Raw genomic sequence first — 16,870 nt, 5'->3', positions numbered from 1 at the left:
CGATCCTCCCCAAGAGATTCTAGAGCCCGATGAAAACGGTGCCGCCTTCGACCTTGACCGGATAGGTCTTGAGGTCGACGCAGACGGGCGCGCCCTTGGCCTCACCGGTCTTGTAGTTGAAGCGGCCGTTGTGCTTGGGACATTCGATGACGTGATCCATCACGAGCCCATCAGCGAGATGGATCTTCTCATGGGTGCAGAGGCCATCCGTCGCGTGATAAGTGTCTTCCGGGCTGCGATAGATCGCAAAGGTGCGTCCGGAATGGTCGAAGCGGATGACATCCTCTTCGTCAATCTCGTCTGCCGCGCAGACCTCGATCCAGGTATCGCTCATGGTCGTCTCCTCCAGTGAATGCTTGTTATTCGGCAGCCACGACGGCTGGCTCGGCATGAAACTCTTCCTTGTAGGGCCTCGCCGTCGCGGGCAGGTCGCGTTTCAGGAAGTAGTCCTCGTTGCGCAGCTGGCGCAGGAAGGCCGGGATCATTTCTCGGTAGCCGTGCCACATGGACGGGTTCGGTGTCGGCAGGTCATGCTTGATCATGGCGTGCAGCCGCGGCAGCGCGTGGTATGGGATCATCGGGAACATGTGGTGCTCCACATGGTAGTTCATGTTCCAGTAGATGAAGCGGCTGAACGGGTTCATGTAGACCGTGCGGCTGTTCAGCCGGTGATCGATGACATTGTCCGCCAGACCGCCGTGCTGGAGCAGACCGGTCAGCACATGGTGCCAGGCGCCGTAGAGCCGTGGCAGGCCGATCAGCATGGCCGGCAGGATCGACCCCGTGGCGAAACAGAGCGCGATGGTCGCGACATAGATCGCAAGCCAGATACGGGCGATGCGGATTGCCTTCGGCTGCTCCGATTCCGGCACGAAGGTCTTTTCCGCAGCACTCATCACACCTGATGCATTGCGCACCATATCGACGACGGCGTGCCAGGCATCCAGAAGGCCAAAGAAGTTCAGGACGAGGCGCAGAAGATCCGGCGGGCGCATGACGGCGATTTCCGGGTCGCGGCCGACAATGACCGTGTCGGTGTGATGGCGCGTATGGCTCCAGCGCCAGGTGACCGGGTTGCGCATGATCATGAAGCAGGCGATCTGGTAAACCGCGTCGTTCATCCAGAGCGTCTTGAAGGCCGTGCCGTGACCGCATTCGTGCCAACGGGAATCTGACGCCGAACCGTAGAGCACACCATAGACCAAGAAGAACGGCACCGCCCACCAGGTTCCCCAGAACCAGATGCCGGCAGCGGCCGTGACGAGCATGGTGCCGAGCCAGATCGCGGTATCGCGGATCGCCGGCCCGTCGCTGCGCTGCATCAGCGCCTTCATCTCCTTGCGCGAGATGTCCGTGTGATACCACTCGGCGGCAGCCAGCCCATTGGCAACGGCAGCTTCGGCATCGCGGCCAAGAAGGCTGTAGTCCCGCTTCGTCGGCTTCATCGCTCTCTCCTCCATGCGGGGCGCTCTCCAGCGGCCCGCCTCGTCTCATGCACAAACGATAGCGCCGCTGCTTGCATCTCTCAATCCTGCCATGATAGAATGCGTCAAATTCCATCATTCACTATCATTCGATCCTGATGGAAACTTTCAGGGAGGGGAACATGGCGTCGCGGCCCACCATAACGGACCTAGCCAATGCAGCCGGCGTCAGCGTGGCAACGGTCGACCGGGTGCTGAACGGTCGCCATAAGGTGCGCGAGGAGACGGCGCGCCGCGTCTATGACGCCGCCAACGCGATCGGCTATCATGCGATCGGCCTCATCCGGCAGCGGGTCTTCGAGGACCTGCCGCAATACCGGCTGGGCTTCAGCTTCCAGCGTCCCAGCCAGGCCTTTTACCAGAACTTCGCCCGCGAGATCGAAATCGCCTGCAACGCATGCACCACCGCGCGCATCATTCCGCAGATCGACTTCATCAATGCGCAGACCCCGGCCGCGATGACGGAAATGCTGCGCCAGCTTTCAGCACGCAACCAGGCACTCGCCGTCGTCGCCCCCGACTATCCGGCAACCACCACGATGGCGGAAGACCTGAAAACTCGCGGCATCCCGCTGTTCTGCCTGCTCTCCGACTTCGCCATGGACGTGCGCCAGGGCTATATCGGCCTCAACAATATGAAAGTCGGGCGCACCGCAGCGTGGATGATCGCCAAGGGCGCCAGACGGCCGGGAAAGGTGGCGATTTTCGTCGGCAGCCACCGGTTCCACGGTCATGAACTGCGCGAAATGGGCTTCCGCTCCTTCTTCCGCGAGAAAGGTCAGGATTTCGAAGTATTGGATACGCTGGTCAACCTCGACACCAGCGAGATCACCCACGAGGCGACCGCCAACCTGCTCGCCCAGCACCCCGACCTCGTGGGCCTCTATGTGGCCGGCGGCGGCATGGAAGGGGCGATTTCAGCAATCCGCGAGGAGGGTTTTGCGGGCAAGGTGCAGCTGATCGTCAACGAGTTGACGCCGGAATCGAAGGCAGGGCTGGCGGACGATATCGTCACCATGGCGATCAACACCCCCCTGCCTGCCCTGTGCCGTGAACTCGTCTCGCTGATGGTCGGCGCCATAGAAAAGGGCCCTTCGGCCGTACCGGGGCAGACCTTCCTGCCCTTCGACATCTTCCTGCCGGAGAATATCTGACGCGGGGAATGATGGTTTTCCGTCATTCTCACCACTAATCTGTCAGCAATGAGGGCGGTCTTTCCGCCTTCGCCTTTGACGCCTGCAAAAGCCTTGCCGATCCTCATGCGTGCATGCGAGGCGCCCTGTCGGCAGCCTCGACGACCGGAGGACACCCATTCCATGCCCGCCCTGAATTTCGCCCTCAACCACATGACCGCCCCCGCCCTGAAGCTCGACGCCTTTTTCTCCCTTGCCGTCTCGCTGGGCATGACGGCCGTCGAAATCCGCAACGACCTCGACGGCAACGCCATTCTCGACGGCACGACGCCGAGCGACGTGAAATCCCTTGCCGAGCGTCACGGCGTCACGATCATCTCGATCAATGCCCTCCAGCGTTTCAACGAGTGGACGCCGGCCCGCGCGGCCGAAGCAAAGGAGCTCATCGACTACGCCGCGGCCTGTGGTGCCCGAGCGCTCGTGCTCGTGCCCAAGAACGACGGCACCGGCCAGGCGGATAGCGAGCGGCAGGCAAACCTCCGCGAAGCGCTGACCGCCCTGAAGCCCCTGCTGGATGCCGCCGGCATCATCGGCCTGGTCGAGCCGCTCGGCTTCGAAATCTGCTCGTTACGCTCGAAGCGCGAGGCCGCCGAAGCGATCAAGGCGGTGGGCGGGGAACAGACATTCCGCCTCGTGCACGACACGTTCCATCATCATCTGGCCGGCGAGCCAGATCTCTTTGCCGACCTGACCGGCCTGGTCCACATTTCCGGCGTCGAAGACCCTGCCGTCTCCGTTTCCGACATGCGGGACGGCCATCGCGTTCTGGTCGGACCGGAAGACCTGCTCGGAAATATCAGCCAGATCAAGGCCTTGCTTTCGGCAGGCTATACCGGTCCACTGTCCTTCGAGCCGTTCTCTCCCGCCGTCCACGGCGTCACTGACCCCAAGGCTGCGGTCACGCAAAGCGTCGCCTATATCAGCGAGAACGTCTGAGTTCCCTTGCCGGCGGTGAGCCCGCCGGCACTTTTCCCCAAGCATGAGACGATGCCCCGCCGGAAAAAATGGAACGGGCTTGACGTTGTATCGAGAAAATGGAATAAACATTCCGTAAGACGGAATTCGCGGTTTGTTTATTCTGTTTTGGCCCCTGCCTCCCGGGAGGAGCAGGGGCCGGGCTGCCCCAAGGGTCAGCTTTCCGGCCAAGTCGGTGGTGCCGCCGGACGCCACGTTGAGGAGGAGAACGACATGAAAAAATTCATTCTGAGCTCGGCGCTTGCCGTGATGATGTCCACCGCCGCCCACGCCGAAACGATCGGCGTCTCGATGGCGCTGTTCGACGACAACTTCCTGACCGTTCTGCGCAACGGCATGACCGACTATGCCAAGACGCTCGATGGCGTCGAACTGCAGATCGAAGACGCCCAGAACGACGTCGCCAAGCAGCAGAGCCAGGTCCAGAACTTCATAGCTTCCGGCGTCAGCGCCATCATCGTGAACCCGGTTGACACCGACGCGACGGCCGCTCTCTCCAAGGCCGCAGCGGACGCCGGCATCCCGCTCGTCTACGTCAACCGCGAGCCGGCGAACGTCAACGAACTGCCGGAAAAGCAGGCTTTCGTCGCGTCCAACGAAGTGGAATCCGGCACGCTGGAAACCAAGGAAGTCTGCCGCCTGCTGAACGGCAAGGGCAAGGTCATCGTCATGATGGGCGAACTGTCCAACCAGGCCGCCCGCGTGCGCACGCAGGACATCAAGGACGTGATCGCAACCGACGAGTGCAAGGGTCTCGAAATCGTCGAGGAGCAGACCGCCAACTGGTCGCGTACCCAGGGTTCCGACCTTATGACCAACTGGCTCTCCGCCGGTCTGGAATTCGATGCCGTCATCTCCAACAATGACGAAATGGCCATTGGCGCCATCCAGGCGCTGAAGGCTGCTGGCCGCTCGATGGACAGCGTCGTTGTTGCCGGTATCGATGCGACACAGGACGCCCTTGCCGCCATGGCGGCCGGCGACCTCGACGTGACAGTGTTCCAGGACGCAGCCGGCCAGGGCAAGGGTTCGGTCGATGCCGCACTCAAGCTCGCCAAGGGCGAAAAGGTAGACACCAAGGTCTACATCCCCTTCCAGCTCGTGACGCCGGCCAACATCGCCGACTTCCAGGCCAAGAACTGATCGGCACACCGATCTCTTGAAAGCCAGTTAGACTATGAAGGACGCGCGCACGCAGGCGTGCGCGCGTCCGATCCGTTTCAGGTTGCTCCGGGAGGGAGGGGACGATGGTCAGTCCGACCACCATGGCCGCGGTTCGTGCTAGCGGCGCCATTCCGAATGCCGAATATCTCTTGTCTGCGGAGGGTATCCGCAAGGAATTCCCGGGTGTCGTCGCACTTGACGATGTCCAGTTCAAGCTGAGGCGCGGCTCCGTGCATGCCCTGATGGGCGAGAACGGCGCTGGAAAATCCACGCTGATGAAGATCCTTGCCGGCATTTATACGCCGGACCAGGGCGAGATATTGCTCAAGGGCCAGAAGATCCGTCTGAAATCGCCGCTCGATGCACTGGAGAACGGCATCGCCATGATCCATCAGGAACTGAACCTGATGCCCTTCATGACGGTTGCGGAAAACATCTGGATCCGCCGCGAGCCCAAGAACCGCTTCGGTTTCGTCGACCACGGCGAGATGCACCGCAAGACGGCCGAACTGTTCAAGCGCCTCAACATCGTGATGGACCCGGAAGTGCAGGTGCGTGACCTGTCCGTCGCCAACCGCCAGATGGTCGAGATCGCCAAGGCCGTTTCCTACGAATCCGACGTCCTTATCATGGACGAGCCGACCTCGGCGCTGACCGAGCGCGAGGTGGACCACCTCTTCACGATCATCCGCGACCTGCGCTCGCAGGGCATCGGCATCGTCTACATTACCCACAAGATGAACGAGCTGTTCGAGATTGCCGACGAGTTTTCGGTGTTCCGCGACGGCAAATACATCGGCACGCATGCCTCCACCGACGTGACGCGCGACGACATCATCCGCATGATGGTCGGCCGTGAGATCACCCAGATGTTCCCGAAAGAGGAGGTGCCGATCGGCGATGTCGTGCTGTCGGTCAAGAACCTCAACCTCAAGGGCGTCTTCCACGACGTGTCCTTCGACGTGCGCGCCGGTGAGATCCTCGGCGTTGCCGGCCTCGTCGGCTCGGGCCGCTCGAATGTCGCCGAAACGATTTTTGGCGTGACGCCGGCGACCTCGGGCACGATCTCGATCAACGGCAAAGAGGTTAACATCGACAGCCCGAACACGGCGATCAAGCATCGCATGGCGTTCCTGACGGAAGACCGCAAGGACACCGGCTGCCTGCTGATCCTCGACATCCTGGAAAACATGCAGATCGCGGTGTTGCAGGACAAGTTCGTCAAGAACGGCTTCGTTTCCGAGGGCGCGCTGACGAAAGTCTGCGAGGAGATGAGCAAGAAGCTCAGGGTCAAGACGCCCAACCTGTCGGAGCGCATCGAGAACCTGTCGGGCGGCAACCAGCAGAAGGTGCTGATCGGCCGCTGGCTGTTGACCAACCCGCGCATCCTGATCCTCGACGAGCCGACCCGCGGCATCGATGTCGGCGCCAAGGCGGAAATCCACCGCTTCGTCACCGAACTCGCCAAGGACGGCGTCGCCGTCATCATGATCTCGTCGGAAATGCCGGAAGTGCTCGGCATGAGCGACCGCGTCATGGTCATGCACGAGGGCCGCGTCACCGGCATTCTCGACCGCGCGGAGGCAACGCAGGTCAAGGTCATGGAACTGGCTGCCCAGTAACGATGGGTCCGTGAGATTTAAGGCCGCGGAGCGGCCGCAAGGGAGGTAATCATGAGCACGAATTCCGCCGCGCAGGCTCAAGGCGCCGCGCAGAAATCTGCCCGCCGGCTCCCGCCGGAACTCAACATCTTTCTCGTCCTCGTCGGCATTGCGCTGGTCTACGAAATCCTCGGCTGGATTTTTGTCGGCCAGAGCTTCCTGATGAACCCGCAACGCCTGACGATCATCATCCTGCAGGTCTCGGTCATCGGCATCATCGCGGTCGGCGTGACGCAGGTCATCATCACGGGCGGCATCGACCTCTCGTCCGGCTCCGTCGTCGGCATGACGGCGATGTTCACCGCCTCGCTGGCGCAAGCCTCCACCTGGCCACGCGCACTCTATCCCTCGCTGACGGACCTGCCCTTCATCGTGCCTCTGGCCGTCGGCGTCGGCGTCGGCCTGCTTGCCGGCTTCGTCAACGGCCAGCTCATCGCCAAGACCAAAATTCCGCCCTTCATCGCCACCCTCGGCATGATGGTCTCGGCGCGCGGCATCTCCAAGTGGTACACGAAGGGCCAGCCGGTCTCGGGCCTGACGGAACAGTTCAATTTCATCGGCACCGGCATCTGGCCCGTCGTGATCTTCCTCGTCGTCGCCGTGATCTTCCACATCGCGCTGCGCTACACCCGCTACGGCAAGTTCACCTATGCGATCGGCGCCAACGTGCAGGCCGCCCGCGTCTCCGGCATCAACGTCGAATCGCATCTGGTGAAGGTCTATGCCATCGCCGGCGCATTGGCTGGCCTCGCCGGCGTCGTCACCGCCGCCCGCGCCCAGACCGCACAGGCCGGCATGGGCGTGATGTACGAACTCGATGCCATTGCCGCGACCGTCATCGGCGGCACGTCGCTTGCCGGCGGCGTCGGGCGCATCACCGGCACGGTCATCGGCACCGTCATCCTCGGCGTCATGACATCGGGCTTTACCTTCCTGCGCGTCGATGCTTTCTACCAGGAGATCGTCAAGGGCGTGATCATCGTGGCCGCCGTCGTCGTCGACGTCTACCGCCAGAAGAAGCGCAAGACGTAGCACCCATTCCGCGAACTCCCGCGGCGCTTTTGCGGGGCGAGCGCATCGCCCCGTCCCTACCCCGCAAGGCTGAAACCTGCGGTCCACCTAGAGAGAATGAAGATGACTGTGAGATTTGGTCTTCTCGGCGCAGGCCGCATCGGCAAGGTGCATGCCAAGGCCGTGACCGGCAATCCCGATGCCGTGCTCGTCGCCGTTGCTGACGCCTTCCCGGCTGCGGCAGACGCCATCGCCAAGCAGTATGGTTGCGATGTGCGCACGATCGAGGCGATCGAAGCCGCCAAAGATATCGACGCCGTCGTGATCTGCACGCCGACCGACACCCATGCCGACCTCATCGAGCGTTTTTCTCGCGCCGGCAAGGCGATCTTCTGCGAAAAGCCGATCGACCTCGACGTCGACCGCGTGCGCGCCTGCATGAAGGTGGTGGAAGAAACCAAGGGCAAGCTGATGGTCGGCTTCAACCGCCGCTTCGACCCCCACTTCATGGCTGTGCGCAAGGCGATCGATGACGGCAAGATCGGCGACGTCGAGATGGTCACCATCACGTCCCGCGATCCCGGCGCTCCGCCGGTCGACTACATCAAGCGTTCCGGCGGCATCTTCCGCGACATGACGATCCACGACTTCGACATGGCCCGCTTCCTGCTCGGCGAAGAGGTCGCCTCGGTCTCGGCGACCGCCGCCGTTCTGGTCGATCCCGAAATCGGCAAGGCCGGCGACTATGACAGCGTCTCGGTCATCCTCCAGACCAAGTCGGGCAAGCAGGCGATCATCTCGAACTCGCGGCGCGCCACCTACGGCTACGACCAGCGCATCGAAGTACACGGCTCCAAGGGCGTCGTCTCCGCCGAAAACCAGCGCCCGGTCTCGATCGAAATCGCCAACGGCGACGGCTACACCCGCCCGCCGCTGCACGACTTCTTCATGACCCGCTACACCGAAGCCTACGCCAACGAGATCGCGGCCTTCATCGCGGCGATCGAAAAGGGCGCGACGATCTCGCCGTCCGGCGCGGATGGTCTTGCAGCGCTGGCACTCGCCGATGCGGCCGTGAAGTCGGTCCTGGAAAAGCGCCAGATCTCCGTCGCCTGACGGAATCCTCCTCCCAAGCAACTGGCCGGGCGATTCTGTCGCCCGGTTTTTTTTGTCGGAAAAGTTGGTTAGCACTTGCATCCACTTGTGATGCCGCAAGCAACGAAAGCGTACGAAATCAGATATACGAGGTGTCGGCGCCGTGCATCGACCACCAAAAACTCTCTTGCGCAGACCTTCTCATTGCCAATAGCGCTTGAAGAAACTTAACAATGCCACGCATGAAAAGCTGACAGCAGCAGAGATGAAAAATATTGCTAGACGGCGCTTTTGGGATAACGGGACGTGGACAGGAAACTCCGACGTTGAAGGCCCGGTACACATTGTTGATAGCGCGTTAAAGAGGTGTACAGTCCTGACATAATTCACCAGCGCGAGTTGGCCGACCACAAATCTTGTTACAGCGACAAATAAGAACTCCGAACCCAAATCGACCTTGATGACAGCGCCGACCTTATGAGGGCGGACAAGGGCCACACTCTCCATACTCTCTGCAGGGAAACTAATCTCAGTTTCCGATCCATTCTCACAAATCGACAAGGACGTATCATTCACTACGGCCCGGCCTTTCCGGCCTTTTGTCTTTAAAGTCACGTCGCAGCCGATATGGAAAACAACCGGTACAGAACCTCTCATTTCTTATCCTTAGAATTTTCGTTTCAGTTATAGAGAAAGACGCCGCACATCTGGCGGATTTCGCTCCATGATCTTTGGCACAGAAACGGGGCGCACTATCCCGTTGAACCAGGGCTTCCCACCATTCGTTCGTCGCCCACAGTCCGGACAGCAATGACGTCATTATCCATCTCAGCCAGCGCGCGGTCGAGATGCCCTTCCAGCACCAGCGTCGCCTCCTCCGGCACGACGGAGATCGGCGGGGCGCCGAACAGGCGGACCTGCTGTGACTGCGCCAGCCCCTCCTCGAGGCCACGCTGGATCAGGTCGAAATAGCGCGTGCCGGGGCCGGTGATGGCGATCGGCATGCTTTCGTAGAGGCTCACCACGCGCGATAACCCCTGCCCCAGAGCGAGGCCGGCCTGGCGGAAGGCATATTCCGACATGCGATGGCCCTGCCGGGCGCGCAGCGCGATCTTGTCCATTTCCGCAAGCGGCACGAATTTTGCGGGGATCGTATCCGGGGGCACTTCGAAGGCGGTGCGCAGGATGCCGTAGAAACCCGCCGACGCTTCGATACAGCCATGCGAGCCGCACCGGCACAATTTGCCATCCGACGAATTCAGCATGTGCCCGAAATTCGGCGCCGTGACCGACAGTTCACTGGTGCGATCGAACCGCGCGATGCCGAGCCCGATGCTGTGGCCGAGCGAGAGGGCCGCGACCGCCTGCAAATTCTTGACCCCCGCCTTCTCCATGCGTTGCGCCATGGCATGCGCCACGAGCAAAGTCTCGTTGTTGAGCAGGATCTTGGCCCGCCAGTGCGGCTGCAGCAGGGCTGCGAAATCGACCTGCTGCGAACCGAAGACCGGCGACCAGACAAGACGCGCCGTCGCGGGATCGACGAGGCCCTTGCTGCTGATCGAGACGATGAGCACCTGCGCGCGGTCGATCCGCGAGCGACTTACCAGCTTGTCGAGTGCCGCCACGAAGGCTTCGCCAAACGGACGCGTCGCGGTATCCGCATGATTGCGCGCCTCCTCGAAGCGGTCGAGCAGCGTGCCGCCATAGTCGGCAAGCGAATATTGCACGATGTCCGAGGCGATGCGCACGGCGATGAGGTAGCCGGCATCGCGCCGCTGGCCGAAGATGACACGCGGCCGCCCGCGCGAGGCAGACGCCTGCTGCTCGCGGCGCTCCAGCACGTCCGCTTTTTCGAGATCGGCGGTAATCGCCGAAACGGTCGCGGAGGCAAGGCCGGTATGATGGGAAATATCGGTATGGGCAAGCGGCCCGTGCCGGCGCAACGAGGCAAGCACGAGCGCGCTGTTCTGCTGACGCACAAGCTCCGTGCTCGATTTGGTCAGCATCCCCGGATTCCACTCACTCTCACATGCTGCAACACATGCCCCTCCCAAAGCATCTGTCGTGCCATCATTCAAGGCTTTTCAAGCCATGTTGACAGCCCGCAAAAGTTCTGACATTTATTTTCTCGACTGTCGAGAAAAAAGTCCCGGCACCGTCGGGAGAGGTATCGAGGCAGTAAGATCGTGGCCGGTCGTTGATTGGACGGGAGGTTCGTCCAGGCGACCGGTGTTCACTTGGGAGGATATTATGAAGTTCGTTTTGAAGCTGATGGCAGGGGCTGCCATCATCGTTTCCCTGCATTCCGTCGCACACGCCAAGGACCTCGTGGTCGGCGTCTCCTGGTCGAACTTCCAGGAAGAGCGCTGGAAAACCGACGAAGCCGCCATCAAGGCAGCGCTCGAAGCCTCAGGCGACAAGTACATTTCGGCTGATGCCCAGTCGTCCGCTGCAAAGCAGCTGACCGACGTCGAATCGCTGATCGCCCAGGGCGCCAACGCCATCATCGTCCTCGCCCAGGATTCCGAAGCCATCGGCCCGGCCATCGAAAAGGCTGCCGCAGAAGGCATCCCGGTCGTCGGCTACGACCGCCTGATCGAAAACCCGGCCGCCTTCTACATCACCTTCGACAACAAGGAAGTCGGCCGCATGCAGGCCCGCGAAGTGTTCAAGGTGAAGCCGGAAGGCAACTACGTCTTCATCAAGGGCTCCTCGTCCGATCCGAACGCCGACTTCCTCTTCGCAGGCCAGCAGGAAGTGCTGAAGGAAGCGGTCGACGCCGGCAAGATCAAGAATGTCGGTGAAGCCTATACCGACGGCTGGAAGCCGGAAAACGCCCAGAAGAACATGGAACAGTTCCTGACGGCGAACGACAACAAGGTCGACGCGGTCGTCGCCTCGAACGACGGCACGGCCGGCGGCGCAATCGCAGCGCTTTCGGCACAGGGCCTTGCCGGCACCGTGCCGGTTTCCGGCCAGGACGCCGACCACGCCGCGCTGAACCGCGTGGCACTCGGCACCCAGACCGTGTCGGTCTGGAAGGATAGCCGTGAACTCGGCAAGCGCGCTGCGGAAATTGCAGCTCAGCTCGCCAGCGGCAAGACCATGGACGAAATCGAAGGCGTGACCACCTTCAACGGCGGCCCGAAGGGCGTCGAAATGAAGTCGGTCTTCCTCGCTCCGCTGCCAATCACCAAGGACAACCTGAACGTCGTCATCGACGCCGGCTGGATCCCGAAGGAAACGGCTTGCCAGGGCGTCGCTGCCGGCTCGGTCGCAGCCTGCAACTGATAGCCATGAACCGCAAATGACCTGACCATCACCAGGCGCCGCAACGTCAAACGTTGCGGCGCTTGCGCAAGATGGGCAGCGGGCGGAGGATGCGGCGGCGACACATCCTCGAAACGGTCTGAAAACCGTGCGCCCGAACGACACGTTCAACAAAAGTGGGGGAACGGCAAAGCCATGGCCGACATCACGACTACCGCACATGCCAACCGCGCGCGCTCGGCGGGCGAGACCCCGGTGAAGCGCTTCTTTCGCGCCACCGAGATCGACACGCGCCTGCTCGGCATGATCGGCGCCATGCTGATCATCTGGATCGGCTTCAACATCCTGTCCGGCGGCCTGTTTCTGACGCCGCGAAACCTCTGGAACCTGTCGGTCCAGACGGCCTCCGTCGCCGTGATGGCGACCGGCATGGTGCTCGTCATCGTCACCCGCAACATCGACCTTTCCGTCGGCTCCATCCTCGGCTTCGTGGGCATGAGCATGGGCGTGCTGCAGGCCGAATTGCTGCCGCAGCTGCTGGGCTTCAATCACCCGGCCATCTGGGTCATCACCCTGCTTGCCGGCATCACGCTCGGTGCGGCCATCGGCGCGCTGCACGGCTCGATCATCGCCTTCCTCAACGTGCCCTCCTTCATCGTCACGCTCGGCGGCCTGCTCGTCTGGCGCGGTGCCACCTGGTTCGTGACGAGCGGCCGCACGGTCGCCCCGATGGACGCCACCTTCCGCCTGATGGGCGGCGGCACCGAGGGCTCGATAGGCGCCACGGCCAGCTGGATCGTCGGCATCCTCGCCTGTATCGCCATCATCGCCACCATCATCAACTCGCGCAAGCAGCGTCAGCGCTTCGGCTTCCCGCAGCGCCCGATGTGGGCGGAATACTTTTTGACCGCCGTCGGCTGCACGCTCGTGCTCGGCGCCATTGCGGTCGTCAACAGCTATCCGTGGCCGGTTGCCATCGCCCGCAAATATGCCGACGCCAACGGCATCGCCTGGCCGGAGGGTGGCCTGTTCATTCCGCACGGTATCGCCATTCCCGTGTTGATCGCCATCGTCGTCGGCATCGTCATGACCTTCATCTCGACACGCCTGCGCTTCGGCCGCTACGTCTTCGCGATCGGCGGCAACCAGGAAGCCGCGGAACTCGCCGGCATCAAGACCCGCTGGGTGACGGTAAAAATCTTCGCGCTGATGGGCATTCTCTGCGCCATCGCCGCCGCCATCTCCACCGCCCGCCTCAATGCCGCAACCAACGCGCAGGGTGAGCTCGACGAGCTCTACACCATCGCGGCCGCCGTCATCGGCGGCACGTCGCTTGCCGGCGGCATGGGCACAATCGCAGGCGCCATGCTTGGCGCCCTCGTCATGCAATCGCTGCAATCGGGCATGGTGCTGGTCGGCATCGACACCCCGTTCCAGCGCATCGTGGTGGGTATGGTCCTTGTCGTCGCCGTCTGGCTCGACACGGTCTACCGCGCCCGCGCCAAGTAAGAGGAGCCCATCCAATGACGGACACACGTACGCCCCTCGTGGAGCTGAAGAACATCTCCATCTCCTTCGGCGGCATCCACGCCGTGGACAATGCCTCGATCGATCTCTATCCCGGCGAAGTGGTCGCGCTTCTCGGCCACAACGGCGCCGGCAAGTCGACGCTGATCAAGGTCCTCTCCGGCGCCTACAAGCGCGATGGCGGCGAGATCCTGATCAATGGCGAACCCGCCGACATCAATAACCCGCGCGACGCCAAGAAATACGGCATCGAGACGATCTACCAGACGCTCGCCGTCGCCGACAATGTCGACGCCGCCGCCAACCTCTATCTCGGCCGGGAACTCCGCACCCCCTGGGGCACGCTCGACGACGTGGCGATGGAAGCGAAAACCCGTGAAGTGATGGGTCGCCTCAACCCGAACTTCCAGCGTTTCAAGGAACCGGTGAAGGCGCTCTCCGGCGGCCAGCGCCAGTCGGTGGCCATCGCCCGCGCCATCCTGTTCGACGCACGCATCCTCATCATGGACGAGCCGACCGCTGCACTCGGCCCGCAGGAGACGGCGCAGGTCGGCGAGTTGATCAAGCAGTTGAAGAAGGAGGGCATCGGCATCTTCCTGATCAGCCACGACATCCACGACGTCTTCGACCTCGCCGACCGCGTCTCGGTGATGAAGAACGGCCAGGTCGTCGGCCACGCCCGCACCGAGGACGTCACCAAGGACGAGGTGCTCGGCATGATCATCCTCGGTAAGGTCCCCGAAAAAGCCATCCCCGGCCCCGGCGCCATGCAGACCGCCTGATCGGTTCAAGCCGAAAACAAAGAGCCGCCCGCGACCCCGCCGGCGGCTCTATCCTTTCAAGACCACCGGAAACGCCGATTTCCGCATTTTCCCGATTGAAGCCCGCCCCCAGCTAGGCTAAGAACCCTGTCATCGGACAGGCGAGTCATCGCCTAAGGCAAGCACCCGTAGCTCAGCTGGATAGAGTGTTGGATTCCGATTCCAAAGGTCACAGGTTCGAATCCTGTCGGGTGCGCCATTTCCGTTCAAAACTGCGAACACCGGGCCAAATTTTTTTGCTGCCAGTCATAGCCTGATGGATGGCCGCCTTGCTTCCGATGATTTTGACCTGTTTGTCCCCGACCTCGACCTGATCGACGACGGCCTGGATATAGGCCTTTCGGAAGGGAATGTCGCCGGATGTGATGTTCTCGCGCATCATCCTGCCGAACTCCTCGACGACGGCAGGCGGAATGTCCGAGGCGGGCACGGCATGCGTTCGGGCGCGATCGAGGGACGACTGGATACGCTCGCGGTCGATCTTGAGAGAAGCGACGCGATCGCGCAGGATGTCGTCCATTTCAGCGATCCCTTCCTCGATCATGGTGTAGATGCGCTTGAGGCGGGTTTCGGCCTCCGTTAGTTCCCCTTGCAGACGAATGATCCGGCTATCGACCTCGGCGGCCTTGGCGGCACGGCCGGCGGAGATAGCTGCGAGCATTTCGGTGAGGCGGGTCGAGGTGAGAAGGCGATCTGATAGATGCTCGACGACTAGTTCATCGAGCATATCCATCCGGATTGAGCGGCCCGTGCAGGCGCTCTTGCCGGCGCGGGCGGCATTCGAGCAGGTGTAGTAGCGATGTACAGTGCCATTCCTCGACGTGCCCGTACGCAACGTCATGCCGCCGCCGCATGTGGCACAGGTGGCGAGCCCCGTTAGAAGGATAGGGCCCGTCACGACGCGCGGCGGCGTCACCTTCGGATTCCTGACTTTGAGCATCGATTGCACCGCCTCGAACTCATCGCGCTTGATGATCCCTGGCACCGGCACGATCACTTGCTCGGATACCGGCTTTGCTTTCAGCGTGCGCGAGTCCCGCTTGTTGAAGGTCATCTCACCGATATAGGTGCGGTTCGTGAGGATGCCGTGCAGCGTGCCTACGCCGAAACGGGCGCCGCGTTTCGTGCGCTCTCCCATCGCGTTCAACCGCGTAACGATCTTCTTGGTGCCGAGCGGGCCGGATTTGCCATCGCCGGTATGATAGAGCCGAAAGATCATGCGAACGGTCTCCGCCTCGACCGGGTCGATGGATAGCTGCTTCTTGGCCTTGTTACCGCGCCGCTCGACCTCGACGGCGTGATGGCCGAGCGGAACGGGCGAGCCGTTATAAAAGCCCTGCCGGGCATTCTCTTTCATCGCGCGGATAACATGCTTGGCGTTCTCCTTGCTCTGATACTCGTCAAACAGTGCGATTACCTGACGCATCATCACCTGGGCGGGATCGTCTCCAAGCTCCTGCGTGATGGAAATGAGCCGGACATCGGCCTTGGCGAGGCGGCGGATGTACATCTCCAGCCCGAAGCTATCGCGGAAGAAGCGCGAGTAGGAATGGACGAGAACGATGTCATAGGGGCGGTCGCTGTCCGCCGCCCGCTCCATCAAGCGCTGGAACTCGGGACGGTTGTCATCGGTCGCCGACGCGCCCGGCTCGACATATTCACCGACCAGACGCCAGCCCTTGGTAAGGCAGAAGGCCGCGATCTGATTGCGTTGGTCGGGGATCGACAGATCGTTCTCTGCCTGCCGGCCGGTCGAGACGCGCAGGTAGGCTACTGCGCGCAGGGCCGGCACGATCGCGGTAAGGGGCATGGTCATGTCGAACTCCTCTTCATTTTCATCGAGCCTAACGCGTCATCCGGGGCGATGGAGCCCGGATGCCGGCAATATTCAGGTATTAGCGCGCCGCAGCGGCCATGTCCGCCACCATCCCGCGCGGTGAAGCGGGACGGTCAGCGTGAGCCGGCGCGGCCTTCGTCGGGATATGGGCAGCGGGTGGAATGCGTCCTGTAATGACGAGCACGTCTTTCACGCGCTTGCGGCGGCCGGGAGCGTCATCGGCATTAACGAGTTGTCCCTTGCTGGCGGTGTCACAGAACACCCAGCCGCTGACGGCAACGACATGACGGGTGACGCGCACCACGCATGGATGCGTTCTCTGGAGGCCGCCCCGGTCTTCAAGATAGGCGGCAAGGGTCGGCCGCCCCGGAACCTTGTGCCATGCCCCCACGTAGCCGAAGAGCCGCAGCACGCGTTCGATTTCATGGGTGTATGTCCCCATGATGGGCGGCGAGCGGTGGCGGCGTATCCAGTTTGTTCCATAGCGAACAAGCCGGAAGGCATCGCGCACACGCGACACCGGTTCTCCCGTGATCGCCGCCACTGCTGTCGGCCCGCAGAATGCTCTGGATTTCGTGTCGTTGACGACATCACGCAAGCGGTGGCCTGCAAGATCGTTTGAAGCTGCGGACGTGTTCAGTCTGGCCATAGCAATGGTCATGTCATTCTCCTGTTTGAAGTGGGATGAAGGGTCAGGCCCGCCCGCTGCGGGAACCGGGCGCACAACGAGTGAGCAGGTCATCGAGCAAGTGGGAAAGGTAGGTTTCGATCACCGCGGCCTCGCCTCCCGTCGCTGGAATGGGGGCCGGCCAGTCGCTGGTGACAGTGAATC

The 16,870-nt window shown here is 62.1% G+C and carries 15 protein-coding genes and 1 tRNA gene; 10 read left to right on the top strand and 6 right to left on the bottom strand.

Annotated elements, in window-relative coordinates:
* Positions 1–19 precede the first annotated feature (19 nt).
* Together ACT6VE_RS00685 and ACT6VE_RS00680 are read right to left on the bottom strand one after the other, a co-directional pair.
* Positions 20–334, bottom strand: coding sequence for a MocE family 2Fe-2S type ferredoxin (locus tag ACT6VE_RS00685; protein ID WP_444796711.1), 315 nt, complete (start codon positions 332–334; stop codon positions 20–22).
* Between the two features lie 25 nt (positions 335–359).
* Positions 360–1,460, bottom strand: a complete 1,101-nt coding sequence (locus tag ACT6VE_RS00680) for a fatty acid desaturase family protein (RefSeq protein ID WP_444796710.1) — start codon at positions 1,458–1,460, stop codon at positions 360–362.
* 146 nt (positions 1,461–1,606) lie between these two features.
* Between ACT6VE_RS00680 and ACT6VE_RS00675 the strand changes: the two genes are divergently transcribed.
* From ACT6VE_RS00675 to iolG, 6 genes are all read left to right on the top strand, one after another.
* The gene (locus ACT6VE_RS00675) at positions 1,607–2,638 is read left to right on the top strand and encodes a LacI family DNA-binding transcriptional regulator (protein WP_444796709.1); all 1,032 of its coding nucleotides are present in this window, start codon (positions 1,607–1,609) and stop codon (positions 2,636–2,638) included.
* Positions 2,639–2,800: 162 nt separating this feature from the next.
* Positions 2,801–3,613, top strand: coding sequence for a TIM barrel protein (locus ACT6VE_RS00670; RefSeq protein ID WP_444796708.1), 813 nt, complete (start codon positions 2,801–2,803; stop codon positions 3,611–3,613).
* Between the two features lie 252 nt (positions 3,614–3,865).
* The gene (locus ACT6VE_RS00665; protein ID WP_444796707.1) at positions 3,866–4,795 is read left to right on the top strand and encodes a sugar ABC transporter substrate-binding protein; all 930 of its coding nucleotides are present in this window, start codon (positions 3,866–3,868) and stop codon (positions 4,793–4,795) included.
* 104 nt (positions 4,796–4,899) lie between these two features.
* On the top strand, positions 4,900–6,438 hold the full coding sequence (locus tag ACT6VE_RS00660) for a sugar ABC transporter ATP-binding protein (RefSeq protein ID WP_444796706.1): 1,539 nt from the start codon (positions 4,900–4,902) through the stop codon (positions 6,436–6,438).
* A gap of 51 nt (positions 6,439–6,489) precedes the next feature.
* Positions 6,490–7,509: an ABC transporter permease gene (locus tag ACT6VE_RS00655; protein ID WP_069057950.1), complete on the top strand. Its 1,020-nt coding sequence runs from the start codon at positions 6,490–6,492 to the stop codon at positions 7,507–7,509.
* 102 nt (positions 7,510–7,611) lie between these two features.
* Positions 7,612–8,604, top strand: coding sequence for an inositol 2-dehydrogenase (iolG, locus tag ACT6VE_RS00650; RefSeq protein WP_444796705.1), 993 nt, complete (start codon positions 7,612–7,614; stop codon positions 8,602–8,604).
* A gap of 180 nt (positions 8,605–8,784) precedes the next feature.
* Here the strand turns inward: iolG and ACT6VE_RS00645 are convergent, their stop codons facing one another.
* Together ACT6VE_RS00645 and ACT6VE_RS00640 are read right to left on the bottom strand one after the other, a co-directional pair.
* On the bottom strand, positions 8,785–9,240 hold the full coding sequence (locus tag ACT6VE_RS00645) for a hypothetical protein (RefSeq protein ID WP_444796704.1): 456 nt from the start codon (positions 9,238–9,240) through the stop codon (positions 8,785–8,787).
* Positions 9,241–9,335: 95 nt separating this feature from the next.
* Positions 9,336–10,589, bottom strand: a complete 1,254-nt coding sequence (locus ACT6VE_RS00640; RefSeq protein ID WP_444796703.1) for an ROK family protein — start codon at positions 10,587–10,589, stop codon at positions 9,336–9,338.
* 244 nt (positions 10,590–10,833) lie between these two features.
* Between ACT6VE_RS00640 and xylF the strand changes: the two genes are divergently transcribed.
* From xylF to ACT6VE_RS00620, 4 genes are all read left to right on the top strand, one after another.
* Positions 10,834–11,874 carry a D-xylose ABC transporter substrate-binding protein gene (gene xylF / locus ACT6VE_RS00635; RefSeq protein WP_444796702.1) on the top strand — a complete coding sequence of 347 codons (1,041 nt, stop codon included), beginning with the start codon at positions 10,834–10,836 and terminating at the stop codon, positions 11,872–11,874.
* Between the two features lie 174 nt (positions 11,875–12,048).
* Complete coding sequence (locus ACT6VE_RS00630) at positions 12,049–13,362, top strand: sugar ABC transporter permease (RefSeq protein WP_444796701.1); 1,314 nt, start codon at positions 12,049–12,051, stop codon at positions 13,360–13,362.
* Positions 13,363–13,376: 14 nt separating this feature from the next.
* On the top strand, positions 13,377–14,162 hold the full coding sequence (locus tag ACT6VE_RS00625; protein ID WP_444796700.1) for an ATP-binding cassette domain-containing protein: 786 nt from the start codon (positions 13,377–13,379) through the stop codon (positions 14,160–14,162).
* Positions 14,163–14,323: 161 nt separating this feature from the next.
* Positions 14,324–14,400 (top strand) — tRNA-Arg (locus tag ACT6VE_RS00620).
* Here ACT6VE_RS00620 and ACT6VE_RS00615 read toward each other — a convergent pair.
* Together ACT6VE_RS00615 and ACT6VE_RS00610 are read right to left on the bottom strand one after the other, a co-directional pair.
* Complete coding sequence (locus ACT6VE_RS00615; RefSeq protein ID WP_444796699.1) at positions 14,371–16,017, bottom strand: recombinase family protein; 1,647 nt, start codon at positions 16,015–16,017, stop codon at positions 14,371–14,373. The genes ACT6VE_RS00620 and ACT6VE_RS00615 overlap by 30 nt on opposite strands.
* Before the next feature lie 79 nt (positions 16,018–16,096).
* A complete protein-coding gene (locus tag ACT6VE_RS00610; protein WP_444796698.1) occupies positions 16,097–16,699 on the bottom strand; it encodes a hypothetical protein in 603 nt (200 codons plus the stop codon).
* Between the last annotated feature and the right edge of the window lie 171 nt (positions 16,700–16,870).

It is taken from the genome of Shinella sp. (assembly GCF_052438155.1).
In the GTDB taxonomy this organism is placed as follows: Bacteria; Pseudomonadota; Alphaproteobacteria; order Rhizobiales; family Rhizobiaceae; genus Shinella.
The sequence above is the reverse complement of the archived record's forward strand: the minus strand, read 5'-3'. Positions and strand labels throughout refer to the sequence as shown.